Annotated in this window: 19 protein-coding genes; 8 read left to right on the top strand and 11 right to left on the bottom strand. The window is 60.5% G+C overall.

The features are described 5' to 3' along the window. Positions 1-7: 7 nt before the first annotated feature. The 5 genes from AC2FPW_RS16330 to AC2FPW_RS16310 all read right to left on the bottom strand — a co-directional run bounded on the left by AC2FPW_RS16330 (position 8) and on the right by AC2FPW_RS16310 (position 5908). Complete coding sequence (locus tag AC2FPW_RS16330) at positions 8-1096, bottom strand: flagellar motor switch protein FliM (RefSeq protein ID WP_496814554.1); 1089 nt, start codon at positions 1094-1096, stop codon at positions 8-10. A 78-nt stretch (positions 1097-1174) separates the two neighbouring features. Next, positions 1175-3853 (bottom strand): ATP-binding protein, encoded by a 2679-nt coding sequence (locus AC2FPW_RS16325; RefSeq protein ID WP_267364699.1) that lies wholly within the window; start codon positions 3851-3853, stop codon positions 1175-1177. Further along, a complete protein-coding gene (locus tag AC2FPW_RS16320; protein ID WP_209505761.1) occupies positions 3853-4161 on the bottom strand; it encodes a hypothetical protein in 309 nt (102 codons plus the stop codon). The genes AC2FPW_RS16325 and AC2FPW_RS16320 overlap by 1 nt, the downstream gene beginning before the upstream one ends. Continuing rightward, the gene (locus tag AC2FPW_RS16315; protein WP_480484506.1) at positions 4158-4538 is read right to left on the bottom strand and encodes a response regulator transcription factor; all 381 of its coding nucleotides are present in this window, start codon (positions 4536-4538) and stop codon (positions 4158-4160) included. The genes AC2FPW_RS16320 and AC2FPW_RS16315 overlap by 4 nt, the downstream gene beginning before the upstream one ends. A gap of 77 nt (positions 4539-4615) precedes the next feature. Then, a complete protein-coding gene (locus AC2FPW_RS16310) occupies positions 4616-5908 on the bottom strand; it encodes a helix-turn-helix domain-containing protein (protein WP_496814553.1) in 1293 nt (430 codons plus the stop codon). Positions 5909-6117: 209 nt separating this feature from the next. Between AC2FPW_RS16310 and AC2FPW_RS16305 the strand changes: the two genes are divergently transcribed. The 4 genes from AC2FPW_RS16305 (at position 6118) to aat (ending at position 9349) form a co-directional block, all read left to right on the top strand. Further along, the gene (locus tag AC2FPW_RS16305; protein WP_209505755.1) at positions 6118-6654 is read left to right on the top strand and encodes a LuxR C-terminal-related transcriptional regulator; all 537 of its coding nucleotides are present in this window, start codon (positions 6118-6120) and stop codon (positions 6652-6654) included. Positions 6655-6805: 151 nt separating this feature from the next. After that, complete coding sequence (gene accB, locus AC2FPW_RS16300) at positions 6806-7300, top strand: acetyl-CoA carboxylase biotin carboxyl carrier protein (protein ID WP_267364694.1); 495 nt, start codon at positions 6806-6808, stop codon at positions 7298-7300. A gap of 9 nt (positions 7301-7309) precedes the next feature. Then, entirely contained in the window at positions 7310-8659 is a 1350-nt protein-coding gene (gene accC, locus AC2FPW_RS16295) for an acetyl-CoA carboxylase biotin carboxylase subunit (protein ID WP_480488403.1), read from the top strand. Between the two features lie 48 nt (positions 8660-8707). Then, a complete protein-coding gene (gene aat, locus AC2FPW_RS16290; protein ID WP_267364692.1) occupies positions 8708-9349 on the top strand; it encodes a leucyl/phenylalanyl-tRNA--protein transferase in 642 nt (213 codons plus the stop codon). Here the strand turns inward: aat and AC2FPW_RS16285 are convergent. From AC2FPW_RS16285 to AC2FPW_RS16260, 6 genes are all read right to left on the bottom strand, one after another. Beyond that, positions 9295-9663: a DUF2155 domain-containing protein gene (locus AC2FPW_RS16285; protein ID WP_480546371.1), complete on the bottom strand. Its 369-nt coding sequence runs from the start codon at positions 9661-9663 to the stop codon at positions 9295-9297. The genes aat and AC2FPW_RS16285 overlap by 55 nt on opposite strands. After that, the gene (mlaD, locus tag AC2FPW_RS16280) at positions 9660-10112 is read right to left on the bottom strand and encodes an outer membrane lipid asymmetry maintenance protein MlaD (protein WP_267364689.1); all 453 of its coding nucleotides are present in this window, start codon (positions 10110-10112) and stop codon (positions 9660-9662) included. The genes AC2FPW_RS16285 and mlaD overlap by 4 nt, the downstream gene beginning before the upstream one ends. 11 nt (positions 10113-10123) lie before the next feature. Continuing rightward, complete coding sequence (locus tag AC2FPW_RS16275) at positions 10124-10507, bottom strand: NADH:ubiquinone oxidoreductase subunit NDUFA12 (RefSeq protein ID WP_267364687.1); 384 nt, start codon at positions 10505-10507, stop codon at positions 10124-10126. A gap of 80 nt (positions 10508-10587) precedes the next feature. After that, positions 10588-10950 (bottom strand): RidA family protein, encoded by a 363-nt coding sequence (locus AC2FPW_RS16270; protein ID WP_480473622.1) that lies wholly within the window; start codon positions 10948-10950, stop codon positions 10588-10590. A 192-nt stretch (positions 10951-11142) separates the two neighbouring features. After that, positions 11143-12411 carry an ATP-dependent Clp protease ATP-binding subunit ClpX gene (gene clpX, locus AC2FPW_RS16265; protein ID WP_209505741.1) on the bottom strand — a complete coding sequence of 423 codons (1269 nt, stop codon included), beginning with the start codon at positions 12409-12411 and terminating at the stop codon, positions 11143-11145. Positions 12412-12543: 132 nt separating this feature from the next. Beyond that, the gene (locus AC2FPW_RS16260; RefSeq protein ID WP_209505739.1) at positions 12544-13176 is read right to left on the bottom strand and encodes an ATP-dependent Clp protease proteolytic subunit; all 633 of its coding nucleotides are present in this window, start codon (positions 13174-13176) and stop codon (positions 12544-12546) included. A gap of 358 nt (positions 13177-13534) precedes the next feature. Between AC2FPW_RS16260 and AC2FPW_RS16255 the strand changes: the two genes are divergently transcribed. From AC2FPW_RS16255 to AC2FPW_RS16240, 4 genes are all read left to right on the top strand, one after another. Further along, positions 13535-13876, top strand: coding sequence for an ArsR/SmtB family transcription factor (locus tag AC2FPW_RS16255; protein ID WP_480473625.1), 342 nt, complete (start codon positions 13535-13537; stop codon positions 13874-13876). A gap of 60 nt (positions 13877-13936) precedes the next feature. After that, the gene (locus tag AC2FPW_RS16250) at positions 13937-14074 is read left to right on the top strand and encodes an entericidin A/B family lipoprotein (protein WP_209505735.1); all 138 of its coding nucleotides are present in this window, start codon (positions 13937-13939) and stop codon (positions 14072-14074) included. Positions 14075-14905: 831 nt separating this feature from the next. Further along, positions 14906-15322: a type II toxin-antitoxin system Phd/YefM family antitoxin gene (locus tag AC2FPW_RS16245; protein ID WP_496814552.1), complete on the top strand. Its 417-nt coding sequence runs from the start codon at positions 14906-14908 to the stop codon at positions 15320-15322. Between the two features lie 438 nt (positions 15323-15760). Then, positions 15761-16525: an SAM-dependent methyltransferase gene (locus AC2FPW_RS16240; protein ID WP_496814551.1), complete on the top strand. Its 765-nt coding sequence runs from the start codon at positions 15761-15763 to the stop codon at positions 16523-16525. The last annotated feature ends 311 nt before the right edge of the window (positions 16526-16836 follow it).

The following is a 16836-nucleotide window of genomic DNA, read 5'->3' as shown; positions in this document are numbered from 1 at the left end:
CCTCAACCTAGCTGGTAGACTCCGGGGGTGCCAACCCCGCCAGCTGCGTGATTTCAGCGACCATCCGTTCGGAATCGTTCACGATCAGATCGCTATCTGTCAGATCTGACACCCCGGCCGGGACGGTCTGGGCGTGCGCATCATGCTCAGCTGGTTCGACCGGATAATCCTGCGGTGGTGTTCCACTTTTGCTGGCGATGAAGTCCTGCGCGTCAGCACCGGTCAGGGCCGGCAATGCAGCGGTTTCATTCAGCCGCACGGCCCGCAGGCCGCCGCATTGCCCAAGACGACCGATACCGGCGCGTGTCCGGTCAATCGTCAGAACCTCGGTCCGGTCCAGACGCGCCCCGCGCAACGGCAGAATGTCCCCGATCCGCATTCCGGACAGGTCGGACAGCGGCAGCGACATGCGACACAGCGCGGCGGTCAGTTCCGCCCGCATCACGCCCGAACACTGATCCATGCGCAGATCAGCCTTTTCCCCGGCATCTTCGGCCACGTCCGGGACGGCAGGATGTTCCGGCAGAAAGACCGAGATGCGGCCCTGCTGCTCTCCGTTCGCCAGATCGACGGTCAGTTCGAAAATGCGGTACGCCTCTTCCGTCATCGCCAGTGACAGGGTGCGCAAATCCTTGGCGCGCGAGGTAAATTCCAGCCCCGCAAGGCAAATATGATCGCTTGAAGCGTCGATCAAAGCGGCGGAACCGGTCAACGCGGCTTCGATCAAGGGGGCCACGATGGCGGCGTCGGTATCCGTGAACGTGCGTGTGCCGGGATCACCGGACAGGACCTGACCAATGGTCTGGGCCTGAACAATGGCCGAGACCACATTCGGGTTGAGACAGGCCGCGGCGCGGCCTTCGGGGCCGTCAAACACCAGCAGCAGCCAATCCTGCCCCGCCGAGTCCCCCGGCACCTCCTGCGACTGGTTGGATTGCTTTGCCCCGATAACCGCCAGCGGCAGGTTCAGCCGGTCGCCCGCAGCCCGTGCGAACCCAAGGCGCAGCGCCCGCAGAACCGAGCGCGGGCGATCCCCCAGATCCTTTTGCCCAACGGACAGTTTGCGCGCCAACGCGGCATTGACATCTTGTGACATGACGCCCGATCACCAATTGTTCCAGCACCTGGCAACCGGTTTACACCCTCGGGCGTTACCAAGTCCTTTATGGCCGCGTCACTGCGCCGCCTGCTGATAGGCCTGTGGCAGGCTGATCCGGAAGGCCGCGCCGCCCTGCCCCGGCAGATAGGTGATCTCACCCCCCAGCCGCTGCATGATTTCGCGGCAGATGGCCAGACCAAGCCCCGCTCCACCAGCCTTGTCGCCGCCCACGCGGGCAAACTTTTCAAACACCATCGAACGCGCACCCGGTGGGATGCCGCTGCCATTGTCGATGAAGTCGACGATGACCCGCCCGCCGACATCATGGGCGGAAATGACCAGTACCGGATCGTCCGCATCGCAATATTTCTGCGCGTTCGAGATCAGGTTGATGAACACCTGCCCCAACCGATCCAGATCCGTATGCAGGAAAATACGCTCGGCCGTGCGGGTCCGGCGGACAGTGATCTTTCGGTCCGCCCCGGCCAGAGCGCTGGGCACGGCGCGGTCCAGAACCGAGCGCAGGCTGTCATCGCTGAGATTGAGGCTGACCTGCCCGTTTTCAAGCACGCTCAGATCCAGCAGATCATCGAGCAGCCGGGTCAGGCGCAGGGCTTCGTCATGAATGATCGCGGCATAGCGGGTCTGCTCCTGGCGGCTGAGGCCATCGGTGTCGCGCATGATTTCCGAAAACGCCCGGATCGAGGTCATCGGCGTGCGCAATTCGTGACTGACCTGGCTTAGGAAGCTGTCCTTCTGTTCGGAAATCTGGGTGAGCTTGGCGTTAGCCTCGCGCAATTGCCGAGCGGTTCGGCTGAGTTCGGAGGACTTTTCCTCGAGCTGGCCGGAGTATTCCAGCAGTTGCGCGGATTCGTCTGCCACGGCCAGCAGATCCTCGACTGAGACCGACGATCCGCCCACGATCTGGCCGATCATCGCATGGGCCATGGCCGCGCCGACCGAGCCGCTGAGCTCGCGTTCCAGACGGTTCAGAAAACCCGGCGTCGGTTCCGGCAGGTGCGAACGGCCACCCTGTTTTTGCGCCTCGGCCTGAAAGAATTCCTGCGTGGGGCCGGTGCCCAGAATGCGCTGCGTCATGATCATCAGGTCTTCGCTTTGCGCCACCGACCCGGACCACCCGCGCGGCGCGACCGAGTGATCGAAGACATTGACGAACTGCGCCCCCTGCAACCGTTCCAAGGGGCTGGGAAAGCTGAGCAGGGACGCGACGCAGAAGGCAAGCGTGTTCAGGGACAAGGACCACATCACCGTATGCACCATCGGATCGATCCCCTCGATCCCGAACAGGGCATGAGGGCGCAGCCAGCCAAGGCCGAACAAGCCGTTTTGCAGCACGGTTTCGGGCATCCACGCGCCGCCCATTCCCGGCAGCAGCAGGGTGTATATCCACAGCACAAAGCCAACGGTCAGCCCGACCAGCGCCCCGGTCCGGGTCGCCCTGCGCCAGAACAGCCCCCCAACCAGCGCTGGCAGAATCTGCGAGATACCGGCAAAGGCGATCAACCCGATCGAGGCCAGCGCGGCACCGCCCCCGGACAGCCGGTAGTAGAAAAAGCCCAGCGCGATGATGGCGGCAATGGAAACACGGCGTGCCATCAGGACAATGTTGCGCACATCGCCCGATACCGAGCCGGTGCCTTCCTGCGTGTTCAGCCAGATGGGCATGACCACATGGTTCGACACCATCGTCGAAAGGGCCATCGCACTGACGATGACCATCGAGGTTGCCGAGGAAAACCCGCCGATGAAGGACAGCATTGCCAGCCAGTCATTGCCTTGGGACAGCGGTACGGTCAGCACGAACAGGTCGGGGTTGGCGCCCTGGGGCAGCAGGTCCAGTCCGACCACGGCGATGGGCACGACAAACAGGCTCATGAACAGCAGGTAGAGCGGGAAGGCCCAGGCAGCGGTTCTGAGATGGCCTTCGTCATCGTTTTCCACCACCATCACCTGAAACATCCGGGGAAGGCAGATGAAGGCGGCGGCCGACAGAAAGATGAACGTCGTCCAGCGCCCGGCATCGACGTTCCACTGGCCGATTTCCGAGGCATCGATCCGGTCCATCATCGGGCCGATGCCGCCCGCGATCCCCCACACCACGAAAACGCCCACGGCGATCAGAGCAAACAGTTTGACAACGGCCTCGACCGCGATGGCCGTGACCACACCGTGATGACGTTCGTTCACGTCCAGATTGCGGGTGCCGAACAGGATGGCAAAAACGGCCAGTCCAGCCGCGACCCAGAACACGCTGGACCCTTCGCGATAGAGGCCTGACGGGTCAGCCTCGGCAAAGATCGAGAATGACAGGGTAATGGATTGCAGTTGCAGCGCGATATAGGGCGTGCCACCCAGCACCGCCAGAATGGTCACGCAGACCGCCAGCGTGTTCGACTTGCCATACCGGGACGACAACAGGTCGGCGATCGAGGTGACCCGCTGGCTGCGCCCGACGCGCACCAGCTTGCGCAGCCCCCACCACCAGCCGACCATCACCAGCGTCGGACCGAGGTAGATGGTGACAAATTCCAGCCCCGACCGCGCGGCGTTGCCCACCGCGCCATAAAATGTCCAGGCGGTGCAATAGATCGACAGGGACAGCGTGTAGATCACGGGTGAACGCAACCATTTGCCGCGCCCGGCCGCAGCCATGCGATCCGCGGCGAAGGCCACTGCGAACAGGAACACGACATAGGCAAGGCAAACCAGAATCAGAACGTTTATGGTGGCCATCACTCAGCGCCCGTGTCCGATCCCTCGCGCGCGGCCATGCGGCGGGCGGCCAGCCCAAAGACAAACCCGGCCAGGATCAGCGCGCCCCAGCAGAGGAATATGTAATACATCGCCGAGGACAAGGGCACCGCCGCATCCCCGCCGGACGGGTCCGGCCACAGCAACGGAAGCGCCAGCAGCGCCGCACCCAGAAAGGGCAAAATCCGGGCGGCATCCGTCAACCTGTGACGACGATAGCTTTGTCGTTCCAGAAAAAGCGAGGGGCGTGTGCCCGGTGGTTTGGTCTTGTTGCCCTCGCCGGACATCATAAGCGCGTCGCCTGCGCGTGAAGGTCACGCACGGCTGTCAGAACTTCGGCATTGGAAAACGGTTTGGTCATGAAGCGGCTGACGCCTGCGTTTTCAGCCATTTCCCGGTCGCGCGACTGACCCCGTGCGGTCAGCATCAGAACCGGCAAGCCTGCCAGTTCCTCCATTTTTCTGAGTTCCCGAAGGATATCCATACCGTTCTTGCCCGGCAGCATGACATCCAGAATGACCAGATCGGGCTGCGCCCCCTGGATCACCTGAACCGCATCCGTTCCGTCGCCATGCGTTTCGACCTGCCATCCCTCGCGCGACAGCAGGAACCGGATAGCCTCGGCGATGTTCGGTTCGTCCTCAATCAGCAGAACCTTTCGGCTCATATGTTCAGTTCCTCCCATAACCGGTCTTCCATCCCGAGACCGGTTCCCGCCAGATTAAGCGGTCTGTCATGAACGTGTCAAAAACCTTCGCTCAAAATCGACGGCTCGCGCCGGGACTTGCAATCGCGGTTTGGGCAGACACGGCAATTTGGCCCGACCTGAGTGACCGGCACCCCGTCTGACGGGTCCCTGACCGGGCGCACCACCATGACCGAGCGATAGGCCGGGTCCTGATCGTATCCCGACACCGCATGCGGCCAGGCATAAGCGACGCAATCGAACACGGCCGAGGACCTGCCGGTCAGGACGACCTGCTTGCGCACCGGCACCAGCGGACGGCTGAGGGCCGTGAACAGCGGCCAAAGCGGGCAGACATCGCCGTGTCGGGGCAAGGTAAACCCCTGAATCGGCTTGAGAAACAGGATACTTCCAGACGCATCGCACAGCACCATGCCGACCGGTTGTGACAGGATGCCATCTGGCAGAAAGGCCAGGCGCCTGAGGACGGTGGCAAAATCAACCGAGAACCGCTGCGCCAGTTCGATGGGGTTCGGATCACCCTGCTGAACAACCGCTTTGACGGCCTCCAGCGGCAGCGCCTGCGCGTCTGCGCGATAGATCCTGAGAACTTCGCGCGCGACGGTGCGCGCCGCCGAGGTATTGAGCCCGCTCAGGTCAACCGCGTCCACATCACCCCCGTCTTCCAGTTCGGAAATCGTGTAGGCGCGGGCTTCAAAGAAGGCTTCGACCTCTTCCAGGGGAACGGCACGTGGATCAACCGCCGAGTCGCTTTCGTCGAGGAAGGTCACCAGCGCCTTGGAACTGCCTGCCAGCCGTTCGGCATCCTGATGCAGGTTCTTGTGGAAACGCTCGCGCCATTCGGCCTCGATATCTTGGGTATCCGCAAGGATCGCGGCGGTCGAGCGTATGGCTGCGGCGGTTGACAGAACCTCGTGCATCGACGCGGCCAGTTGCGGGTCGTGCGTAAGGCGGTCGGACAGGGTTTCGACGTTCCGCTCCAAAGACACGACACGGCGATGCATTTGCGCCAGAACACCGGCCCAGCCGGGAAAGCGCCCGGCGAACTCCTCGAGCCCGTCAATCTCGGCCTTCTGCCCGACCGCATCCTCGGCCGCCTCGCGCAGGGCGGAAACCAGAGTTGCCTCGATCCCCTGTGTCAGGACCGAAGGTTCAACGCCCAGCGCCGCCGCGATATCGACCAGCAATTTGCCTCCGATCCTGCGGCGATTGTGTTCGATCAGGTTCAGATAAGACGCCGATACTCCGGCCTGCCGCGCCAGTTCGGCCTGCCGCAGCCCGGCAATCTGCCGTCTTTCGCGAATGCGACTGCCTGTCAACGTGTCGCGCATGCTTACTTTCCCTGAATTCAGACCCGTCGAATTTCACGCTCGTTTTCAGATTATAGCATCTGTTTCCGCAGGTTAATCATTTCTTTTCAGCTGACATTTACAACTTTCACAACTTGGCGCAGACCACAGCATCGGTTTCGGGCGTCAATCTGGCGCAAGACATCGCATCCCCCCTTCATTTCCACGCGCTTTCCCGGCACCATACACGCATGAGCGACCCCGCCTTTGAATATGCGCCGATTGGGCTTGTTGAGCTGGAAAACCGGATCATCCGGCGCTGCAACCTGCAATTTGCCCGCACCTTTGGCGGAGAAGAAAACGACTATCGCAACATGCCGCTGTTGCACCTTTACCCTTCGGTCGCGGATTGGGAGAGGATCGGTGAACGCAGCCTGCAGGTGATGCGCGGCACCGGGTATTACACGGATGAGCGCGTCATGCGCCGCCGCAGCGGCGACCTGTTCTGGTGCCGCGCCCGGGGCCGGTCGCTGACGCCCGACGACCCGTTCCGCCACGGTATCTGGAGCTTTTCCGACATATCCGAGGAACGACCGCTGGTTGAGCTGACCATCCGTGAACGCGAAGTGGCCATCCTGTCCTGCCGCGGCCTGTCGGCCAAGGAAATCGGAGCAGAGCTGGGCCTGAGTTACCGCACAATCGAGGCTTACCGTGCCCGTTTGCTTGAAAAATTCGGCGCACGAAAGCTGTCTGAACTGGTCGCCAAATTATCGGGGATGCCCCTGTGACGCGTTCGACCCCTTAAATTACGCGTGAAACGCATGCCAGATGGTGCGAGTCGGCGCTTTTCATGCACCGCCGCTTAGCCTATAACCCTGCGTAATTTGATCAGAGCCCGCAAGAAACAGACGGGCCAAAGGGGAACCGTCGAGGATACTCATGACAGACACCAAACACGAAGCGGATGTGGCATTCATCAAGGCTCTGGCCGAGTTGCTGCGCGAAAACGATCTGACCGAGTTGCAGGTCAAACGCGAATATGGCGAAGAAGACAGCCTGAACGTGCGCGTCAGCCGTATGACACAGACCGTGGCCGCTCCGGTTCAGATGGCTGTTCCTGCGGCAGCGCCCGCCCCTGCTGCGGCACCGGCTGCGGCCCCCGCGGCGGCCCCTGCTGCTGCCGAAGATCCGGCCAGCCATCCGGGCGCTGTCACCTCGCCCATGGTGGGCACGGTCTATATGCAGCCGGAACCCGGCGCGCCCGCGTTCATTTCCGTCGGCGCGACAGTGTCTGAAGGCGACACGCTGCTGATCGTCGAAGCGATGAAGACCATGAACCACATCCACGCCCCCAAATCGGGCACCGTCAAGCGCGTGCTGGTGGGCGATGGCGACGCTGTTGAGTTCGGCACCCCTCTGGTCATCATCGAGTAAGGCGGGCCCATGTTCGACAAGATCCTGATTGCCAACCGAGGCGAGATCGCCCTGCGCGTCATCCGCGCCGCGCGCGAGATGGGGATAAAAACGGTTGCCGTCCATTCCACCGCCGACAGCGACGCGATGCATGTGCGCATGGCGGACGAATCGGTCTGCATCGGCCCCCCGCCCAGCCCGCAAAGCTATCTGTCGGTGCCCGCGATCATTTCGGCCTGTGAGATCACCGGCGCGCAGGCAATCCATCCCGGCTATGGCTTTTTGTCCGAAAACGCCGAGTTCGTGCAGATCGTCGAAGATCATGGCATCACGTTCATCGGCCCCACCGCGGAACATATCCGCGTCATGGGCGACAAGATCACCGCCAAGGACACGATGAAGGCGCTGGGTGTGCCTTGTGTTCCCGGTTCGGACGGTGGCGTTCCCACGCTGGCCGACGCCAAGCGCATCGGTGAGGAATTCGGCTATCCCGTCATCATCAAGGCCACGGCTGGCGGCGGTGGGCGCGGCATGAAAGTCGCGATGAACGCGAACGAGATGGAAAGCGCCTTCATGACCGCACGCGCCGAAGGCAAGGCCGCCTTTGGCAATGACGAGGTCTATATCGAGAAATACCTGACCACACCGCGCCATATCGAGATTCAGGTCTTTGGCGACGGCAAGGGCAATGCGGTGCATCTGGGCGAGCGCGATTGTTCACTGCAGCGCCGTCACCAGAAGGTCTTTGAAGAGGCCCCCGGCCCCTGCATCACCGCCGAAGAGCGCGCCCGGATCGGCAAGATCTGCGCCGACGCGGTGGCCAAGATCAACTATATCGGCGCTGGCACCATCGAGTTCCTGTATGAAAAGGGCGAGTTCTATTTCATCGAGATGAACACCCGCCTGCAGGTGGAACACCCGGTCACCGAAGGGATCTTTGGCGTCGATCTGGTACGCGAGCAAATTTTGGTCGCTGCAGGTGAACCAATGTCATTCGGTCAGGACGATCTGAAGATCAACGGCCATGCCATCGAGGTTCGGATCAACGCGGAGAAGCTGCCGAACTTTTCGCCCTGCCCCGGCAAGATCACGGCCTATCACGCGCCGGGCGGTTTGGGCGTACGGATGGATTCGGCGCTTTATGACGGCTATTCGATCCCGCCCTATTACGACTCGCTGATTGGCAAGCTGATCGTGCAGGGCCGCGACCGGGCCGAGGCGCTGGCGCGTCTGCAACGCGCGCTGGGAGAGTTGATCGTCGACGGTATCGACACCACCGTACCCCTTTTCCACGCCCTGTTGCAGGAGCCCGATCTGCACAGCGGCGAGTACAACATCCACTGGCTGGAGCGCTGGCTTGCGGAGAACATGGAAAAATAAGGGCCATGTGCCAGAGGGTCCGCGCCCTCTGGTCGCCCTATCACCGGCATGAGCCTGACCCCCGAACTGCTGCTGCACGGATATTCCATCGGTATCTTCCCGATGGCCGAACACCGCGACGATCCTGAACTGTTCTGGGTTGATCCCAAGTTTCGCGGGATATTTCCGCTGGACGGGTTCCACATCTCGCGCAGTCTGGCCCGCCGCATCCGGAACAGCGGGTTCGGGATTTCAATCAACCGGGATTTTTCCGGCGTTGTTGATGGGTGCGCTGACCGGTCCGACACCTGGATCAACGCGGAACTGCACGCCCTTTATCGCCAGCTGCACCAGTCCGGTCATGCGCATTCACTGGAAGTCTGGGACGGAGCGGCACTGGTGGGCGGCGTTTATGGCGTGACGCTGGGGGCCGCGTTCTTTGGCGAAAGCATGTTTTCGCGCCGCACGGATGCATCGAAAATCGCGCTCGCTTATCTTGTGGACCGCTTGCGGCAAACCGGCTTTCACCTGTTTGACACGCAGTTCCTGACCGCGCATCTGGCGTCCCTTGGGGCGATCGAAATCCCGCGTGGGGCTTACAAGAAAGAACTGGAAGAAGCCCTGAACCAGAGCGCTGACTTTGCCGCGCCGATCACTCAGTCCGCAGAAGGCGTGATACAGCGGATGACCCAAACGTCATACCGCGCGTGATCCAGAGCATTCAGCGCCGGAGAGGTCGCAATCATCCAGCCGTCAAACAGCTGATCCGCTTTGCCCGTTTCCCAAATGGTCAGATAGGCGAAGGCATCGCCAGTCGGGTTATCCACCGGATACCGGCAATCCCCCAGCGCCACATCCAGCCCGAAAACAGCTTCGGTCTGACCTGTCTGCAATTCGATATCAACCGTCTGGCCACTGACTTTGTCGAGCCCCCGCAGCATGGCGCCGGGGCCAGAGTTGACTTTCTGCTGCGCGGCGGCACCGGTTGCAGCCAGCAACAGGGCAAACAGGGCGGCGCGCATCATTCGCTGCCATCTCCGGCTACGAACTTGACCAGCAGCGAGATCAGGCTGACTGCACCTTGGGTATCCTGAATCTCATCGCCAGGTTCAAAAAAGAAGGGTGAACCACCAGGCATGACTTCGACAAAGTTTCCACCCAACAGCCCTTCGGACGAGATCACGATGGCGCTGTCATCGGGCACAAGCACGCCTTCGGCAACAGAGAAAGTCGTGTCGGCACGATAGGTATCCGGGTTCAGTTTGACCCCGGTAACGGTGCCGATTTTCACCCCGGCAAGACGGACATCCGTGCCAACGCCGACCCCTTCCAGCGACCGGAACGAGGCGCCCAGCTCATAGCCCGCGGCACCTTGCGACAGGCCGGTTGATTGGCTGGCATAAACGCCAAACGCGATGGCACCGGCCAAAACGACGCCTCCGACAAGAACTTCGGTCCAGTTATGGGTCGACATCTTCGCCTCGTTTATTCCGGGCTCCAGGCCTCGTAATCCCTGCGCTCAACCGGCTTGGCCCGCCGCAGCGACCCGGCAGGCGCATAGGCCAGCGCCGTACCTGTCAGGTTCTCCTGATGCGGTTTTTCCCAGGCTTTGTGCGGCAGTGGTTTGTCGGTCGGGGGTTCGTCCCAGGTGCGGTGCAACCAGCCGTGCCATTCGGGGTCAACCCGGCTGGCTTCGGCCTCGCCATTGAAAATCACCCAGCGCCTGCTGTCGTCGGCGGTGCGATAAAACACATTGCCTTCATTGTCTTCGCCCACTTTCACACCCTTGCGCGCCGTATAAAGCTGCGTGTTCAGTGTTGACCCGTTCCACCAGGTCACGGCTCGTAAAAGACTGTTCAGGATTCCCATCGGCTGCCTCCGGCATTTCGGTCGAGAGAAGGTATGGACCAAAGGCTCGCCAAGGTCCAGTGCCCCTTGGGCTTCCAGTGTCACTGCGGCAGGATGGCGGTCACTTCGATCTCGATCCGGTACTTCGGATCAATCAAACCGCATTCGATCATCGTCGCGGCCGGTGGATTGGCGCCAAACGTCTCGGCCAGAACCGGCCAGCACGGCGCGAACTCATTGCGGTCCGGCAACATGTAGGTGACCCGAACCACATCTTCAAAACCCGCGCCCGCCTCAGCCAGTGCCTTGCCGATGACATCCAGCGCAGACCGGCATTGCGCCACCACGTCCTCGCCCTGCCCGACGGTCCCGGCGACATGAACCCAGCCGCCCGCAACCACCGCACGGCAATAGCCGACTTTCGCCTCAAACTCACCGCCCGAAGAAATGCGCTTCACTGTCATAACCCGTCACCTTTGTTGTTCGAAAACTTGCTTAAGCTCCCGCCGCCTGATTGCGCATGCCTTCGCGTGCGAGCGACGGATCCCCAGCTTCATCTGGCTAAAAATATCCCGGGGGAGATGCCCGAAGGGCAGCGGGGGCAGAGCCCCCTGAACCTGTTCAACTGTAGTCCCGCCGCCGCGAAATGACCGGCCTCAACCCGCCGAGGCCGATTCCTTGGCCGCATCGGCATAGATGAACAGCGGCTGCGCGTCGGACATCACCGCCTCTTCGTTCACCACAACCTCGCTGACATTCTTCATGCCCGGCAGTTCGAACATGGTGTCCAGCAGGATATCCTCGAGAATTGACCGCAGGCCGCGCGCACCGGTTTTGCGCTCGATGGCTTTCTTGGCAATCGCCTTCAGCGCGTCATCGGTGAAGCCCAGCTCAACATCTTCCAGCTCGAACAGGCGCTGGTATTGCTTGACCAGGGCGTTCTTCGGCTTGGTCAGGATGGTGACCAGTGCTTCCTCGTCCAGATCCTCCAGCGTTGCCAGAACCGGCAGACGACCGACGAATTCGGGGATCAGGCCAAATTTCAGCAGATCTTCAGGCTCCAGATCCTTGAAGATCTCGCCCACGCCGCGCTCGTCATTGTCACGCACATCAGCGCCAAAACCCATGGCCGAGCCCTTGCCGCGTTGCGCAATGATCCGGTCCAGACCCGCAAAAGCGCCGCCACAGATGAACAGGATGTTCGTGGTGTCCACCTGCAGGAATTCCTGCTGCGGGTGTTTGCGGCCGCCCTGCGGCGGAACGCTGGCCACGGTGCCTTCCATCAGTTTCAGCAGCGCCTGCTGTACACCTTCACCGGACACGTCGCGTGTGATTGACGGGTTTTCGGATTTGCGGGTGATCTTGTCGACCTCGTCGATATAGACGATGCCGCGCTGCGCGCGTTCGACATTGTATTCGCTGGCCTGCAAAAGCTTGAGAATGATGTTTTCAACATCCTCGCCCACGTAACCGGCTTCGGTCAGCGTGGTGGCATCGGCCATGGTAAAGGGAACATCCAGTATCCGGGCCAGCGTTTGCGCAAGCAATGTCTTGCCACAGCCGGTGGGGCCGATCAGCAGAATATTGGACTTTGCCAGTTCGATATCATTGCCCGCCTTCTGGGCGTGGTTCAGACGTTTGTAGTGGTTGTGGACCGCGACCGACAGGACGCGTTTTGCGGTGGCTTGACCGATCACGTAATCGTCCAGCACTTCGCAGATATCCTTGGGCGTCGGAACGCCGTCCGAAGACTTCAGCCCGCTGGCCTTGGTCTCTTCGCGGATGATGTCCATGCAAAGTTCGACACATTCATCACAGATGAAAACGGTCGGGCCTGCGATCAGCTTGCGCACCTCATGCTGGCTTTTGCCGCAGAAGCTGCAGTAGAGCGTGTTTTTCCCGTCACCGCCTGAATTCGTCGCCATGATCTACCTTTCGGGCCTCATCCCAGCACCCCCGGCGGGGATGCGTTTTCGCCTGTTCGTGCAGCTTAGGCCAGCGCTTTGGCCGCTACAATCTCAAAATGGTTCCTGCACCGGTGGTGCAGGCTCCGAAACTCAGACCTCATCCGCGTCCATTTTTGCGCGGTTTTCCACGATCTCGTCGATGTGGCCCCATTCCTTGGCCTCTTCCGGGCTCATGAAATTGTCACGGTCCAGCGCTTTTTCAACCGCCTTTTTTGTCTGCCCGGTATGACGCACATAGATATCATAAAGGCGATCCTTGAGTTTTTGCGTCTCGGCCGCGTGGATCATGATATCGCTGGCCTGACCCTGATATCCGCCGCTGGGCTGGTGCACCATGATCCGGCTGTTGGGCAGCGAAAAGCGCATCCCTTTCTCGCCGCCGGCCAGCAGAACCGATCCCATCGAGGCCGCCTGACCGATCACCAATGTGGAACATTTCGGCTTGATATACTGCATTGTATCGTAAATCGACAAACCGCTGGTCACCACGCCACCGGGCGAGTTGATGTAGATCGAGATTTCCTTGTTGGGGTTTTCCGCCTCAAGGTGCAGCAGCTGCGCCACGACCAGATGGCTCATGCCATCGTGAATCGGGCCGTTGATGAAGATGATCCGCTCTTTCAGCAGGCGGGAGAAAATATCATACGCGCGCTCGCCCCGGCTGGTCTGTTCAACGACCATGGGGACAAGCGTATTCATGTAGGTATCTACGGGATCGAACATTCGTAACCTGCCTGTTTTGCTGTGGATCGGGACATTATCCCAACAAGTGTTACCTGAGTCTTAGTGTTGGCTCCGGGGGGCTGCAAGGGGGTGTCGGTGAGAACGCGGAATGAATGTGGATCGCCGTCAATAAGATTGTCACACCTGCCGCTGTCCCGCAGCAGCACCCTATCCATGATTGCGCCCGCTAAAGGGGCTGCGGGGAAAACGGCTGCGGGTTCCCCTTTTTTCATCACGGTTTTTTGATTCATACATATAGCAATAATTGATCGAAACATGTACTGAAGTGGCTCGCAGGCGACGAGCTTTACGTTACGGAAACTACGCCCGGTCAACGGGTTCACAAGGAACACATTCGATGGCACTTCCACAGCTGTCTCAGGACATGTCGCAACACGACCTGGATCGTATGGTCGATAATGCGACACGCGCGTCCAACTTCCTCAAGGCAATCAGTCACGAAGGCCGGCTGATGATCCTGTGCCACCTGGTGTCCGGTGAGAAGTCGGTCACCGAGCTGGAGGAGCTGTTGTCCGCCAGACAAGCCGCTGTTTCACAACAGCTTTCCCGTCTGCGGCTGGAGGGGCTTGTGATACCCCGCAGAGAGGGCAAAACCATCTTCTACCGGTTGGCCGATGACCGCCCGCGCCGGATGCTTGAGGTGGTGTACGAGCTGTTCTGCGGTGAGGACAAAGGCTAGCTCTGGCTTGGTGTCGAGAAAGGTGCTACCGAATCCGTATCGAGCACTGAGGAGACACACATGATCCGCGTAATTCTGATTGGCCTGAGCCTGTTTGCACTGACCGCCTGCGAAACCGCCAAAGGCGCGGGCAAAGATATCGAAAAGGCCGGGGATGCAATCCAGAACGCAGCTTCGGACGTGCAGGAAAGCCTGTAAAACGCGCTTATCTTGCGGGCAACCCGGACATTAACGCAATATATGGTTGAAGAGTGCACCCATACGCAGTAGTCTAGCCCTACAGGTGCATAGACGCGGCATTGCATATCTGACACTAAATCGGGGCTCTTTCGCGCACGCAGAAGAGCCCCGTTCCCATTCGGCAGGGGTGAGTGGTAGCCTGTATGAAACCGAATTTCGGCAAAGGAAAAGGCGTCAGGTGCGCAGACGCGGTCTTTGCATGTACCCTTTCGGATACGCCCTGACGCCTTACCGGGTCGACGTACCCCGAGGAGCACTCCGATCCAGTCGCCCCAGCCCCCTGAGAGACTGTAGCCGCCGCTTTGTCCCCTAAGGTTCATCGCGACATGCATTGGCCGTCTGAGAAGATGGCCACCCGACCTGGGTCTGAGACCCATATCTGGCTGATCACCCACCGGTAAGCCTTTGCAGTTAAACGCAAATCCTAAGATCCGCCTTCCTCTGCCCAGACCCCCTTGGCCTTTGCGTCCCGCCCCGGTTCCGAAGACCCTGTGCGGTGAGATGACTGTTGCACCACGCCCTGCATCCGACAAGAAAATAGCACTGCAGCATGGAAATTAGACGGGGATAAGATGTTGATATCCGGCGGGAGAATTTTGTGGATAACCTGAGAAAAGCCCATCCCGCGAAGGGTTGAGGGCGGAAAAATCCGGACATAACCCTCATCCCCGAAATCCGGGCGATGCTGCGGGTGCAAAACGCTCCGCGCGGCCCGTTAGGCCAAAATTGTGCGATTTGTACAACGCTCGGACCCCCAATATTACGAATCGTACAGACGGAGATTCGCCGATGCGCTGCACCATTTCCTATGCCCGCGCCCATCTGGGGCCGCTGATCACCCGCGCCCAGGACCCGCGGGAGGTGATCATCCTGACCCGACACGGCAAGCCGCTGGCCGCGCTGGTCTCGATGACCGAGGCCAACCGGATCTGGCAGTTGCAGGATGATGAGGAGATCGGATGGAAGCACCCGCTGTCGGGGTTGCGGGGGATGTGGTCGAAAGGGCGCAACATCCCCGGTATGGAACCGGGACCGGACGGCCGCTATGTCACCGCGCGCGAGGCCGCGCTGAAGATCCGCGAGATCCAGATGACCCGCGCCGAGGAACGCCGCATTCTTGCGCGGGGCGGTCTGGATCCTGTCGCAGGCGGTGAACTGGCCGCCCGGCCTGTCTCCTCACTATGGAGACGCTGGTTCCGTCTCTGAGAAGCGTTCCGGCCCGGCGGTGGTACCAACACCCCCTCCGCCGCAATCCGTGAGCAATGGCGGCTCATACCCCTTAACAACCCGACCGGGCCGGAAACGCTTCGGTTCACCTGACGGGCCGGAACGGGGTCGAAAACAGTCCCGGTGCGCAGGCTACGGAATTCTCTGATCTGATGATCGGCACCCTTCGTTGGGGTGCGGGCCGTGCTGGCCTGTTATTGAGATTGGATGCGCGCGCGGCGGTTGCAACCTGCGTGAAGGAAACTTCATCAAGGGTTTATGCGCGGGAAAGGCGGACAAGAAGAAATCCCCATCCTGCCCGGTATTACGTTCTGCGTTTTTCCTTCCAACACCGCGCGCCTCAACTTAAACAGGGATTTTAGGCAACTGCCCTCATCCGGGGGCGTCCGACCCAACATGAAAAGCCCCAGACAGAACATGCGATTTCCAAAGCGACAACATCGAGAGTTCAAGAGCATTGTGCGCAGGTTCCGCAACGAGTTTTCGCTGTTCGTGCTGGAACAAAGCCGCGGACAGGTGCTGTGCGGGCCGATGAAGGGGTTTCGCTTTGTCGAAAACGCATTCTGGGGTGGGCATTCGGATACGGCCACGAAAATCTTTGGCCTGTATGAGCAGCAGAACCTGAAGGTGCTGAGCAGCTCGGACAAGCCGGTGCTGGTGGATATCGGCGCGGCGGACGGCTTTTGGGGCGTCGGGCTGGTGGCCGCCGGGCAGTTCGAAAAAAGCGTGTGCTTTGAGGTTTCGGCAAAAGGCCGGGATGTCATCCGGGAAACGGCGGAACATAACGGCGTGGGCGACCGCGTGACGGTGTTTGGGGATGCGCTGACGGACACGGTCGAAAACATCACAAGCGTGGCCCCTGACCCGGCGGACATCTTCTTTCTGATCGATATCGAGGGTGTCGAATTCAGCCTGTTGACCGAAGATTTTCTGACGCATTTCCGCAGATCGGAATTCCTGATCGAACTGCACCCCCAGATGGTCGAGGATGGCGATGCGAAACTGAAAGCGATCGAAGCGTTCTGCGCCGGGTATTTTGATGTCGCCTATGTGGACGGAAGCGTGCGCGACACGTCCGAGATGGATGAAATCATCCGGTTGGGGGATGATTTCAAATGGCCGATCCTGTCCGAAGGGCGCGGTTTTCCGATGCAATGGTTGCATTTGGTGCCGCGCGGGTGAGGTGCGGGTCAGACGGTTGACCCGCAGATTTGAGGACCGCGAACGGCCAGAATCCCAAGGACGCAAGCGCAGATACAACCGCCCAACCAACCCCACCCCATAGGGCGGGCTTCAGCCCGCCACCGGACACAGCCAATCCATGCGCGTTGGTTTTGAGGTCGCGGAAATGGGGGAGTGGTGGATTGGCGGGCTGAAGCCCGCCCTACGACCCTATCGAAACGTCCTGACTAAATAGGGGCTTTGTTGCACAAATGGCGTGAGGGATTCCCTGTTTGAATCCAGTGGGGTAGCAATGGTGCATGAGCAGTTGG

The sequence above is a fragment of the Ruegeria sp. SATB027 genome, from assembly GCF_059613825.1.
This window is presented reverse-complemented; position numbering and strand designations above follow the sequence as displayed.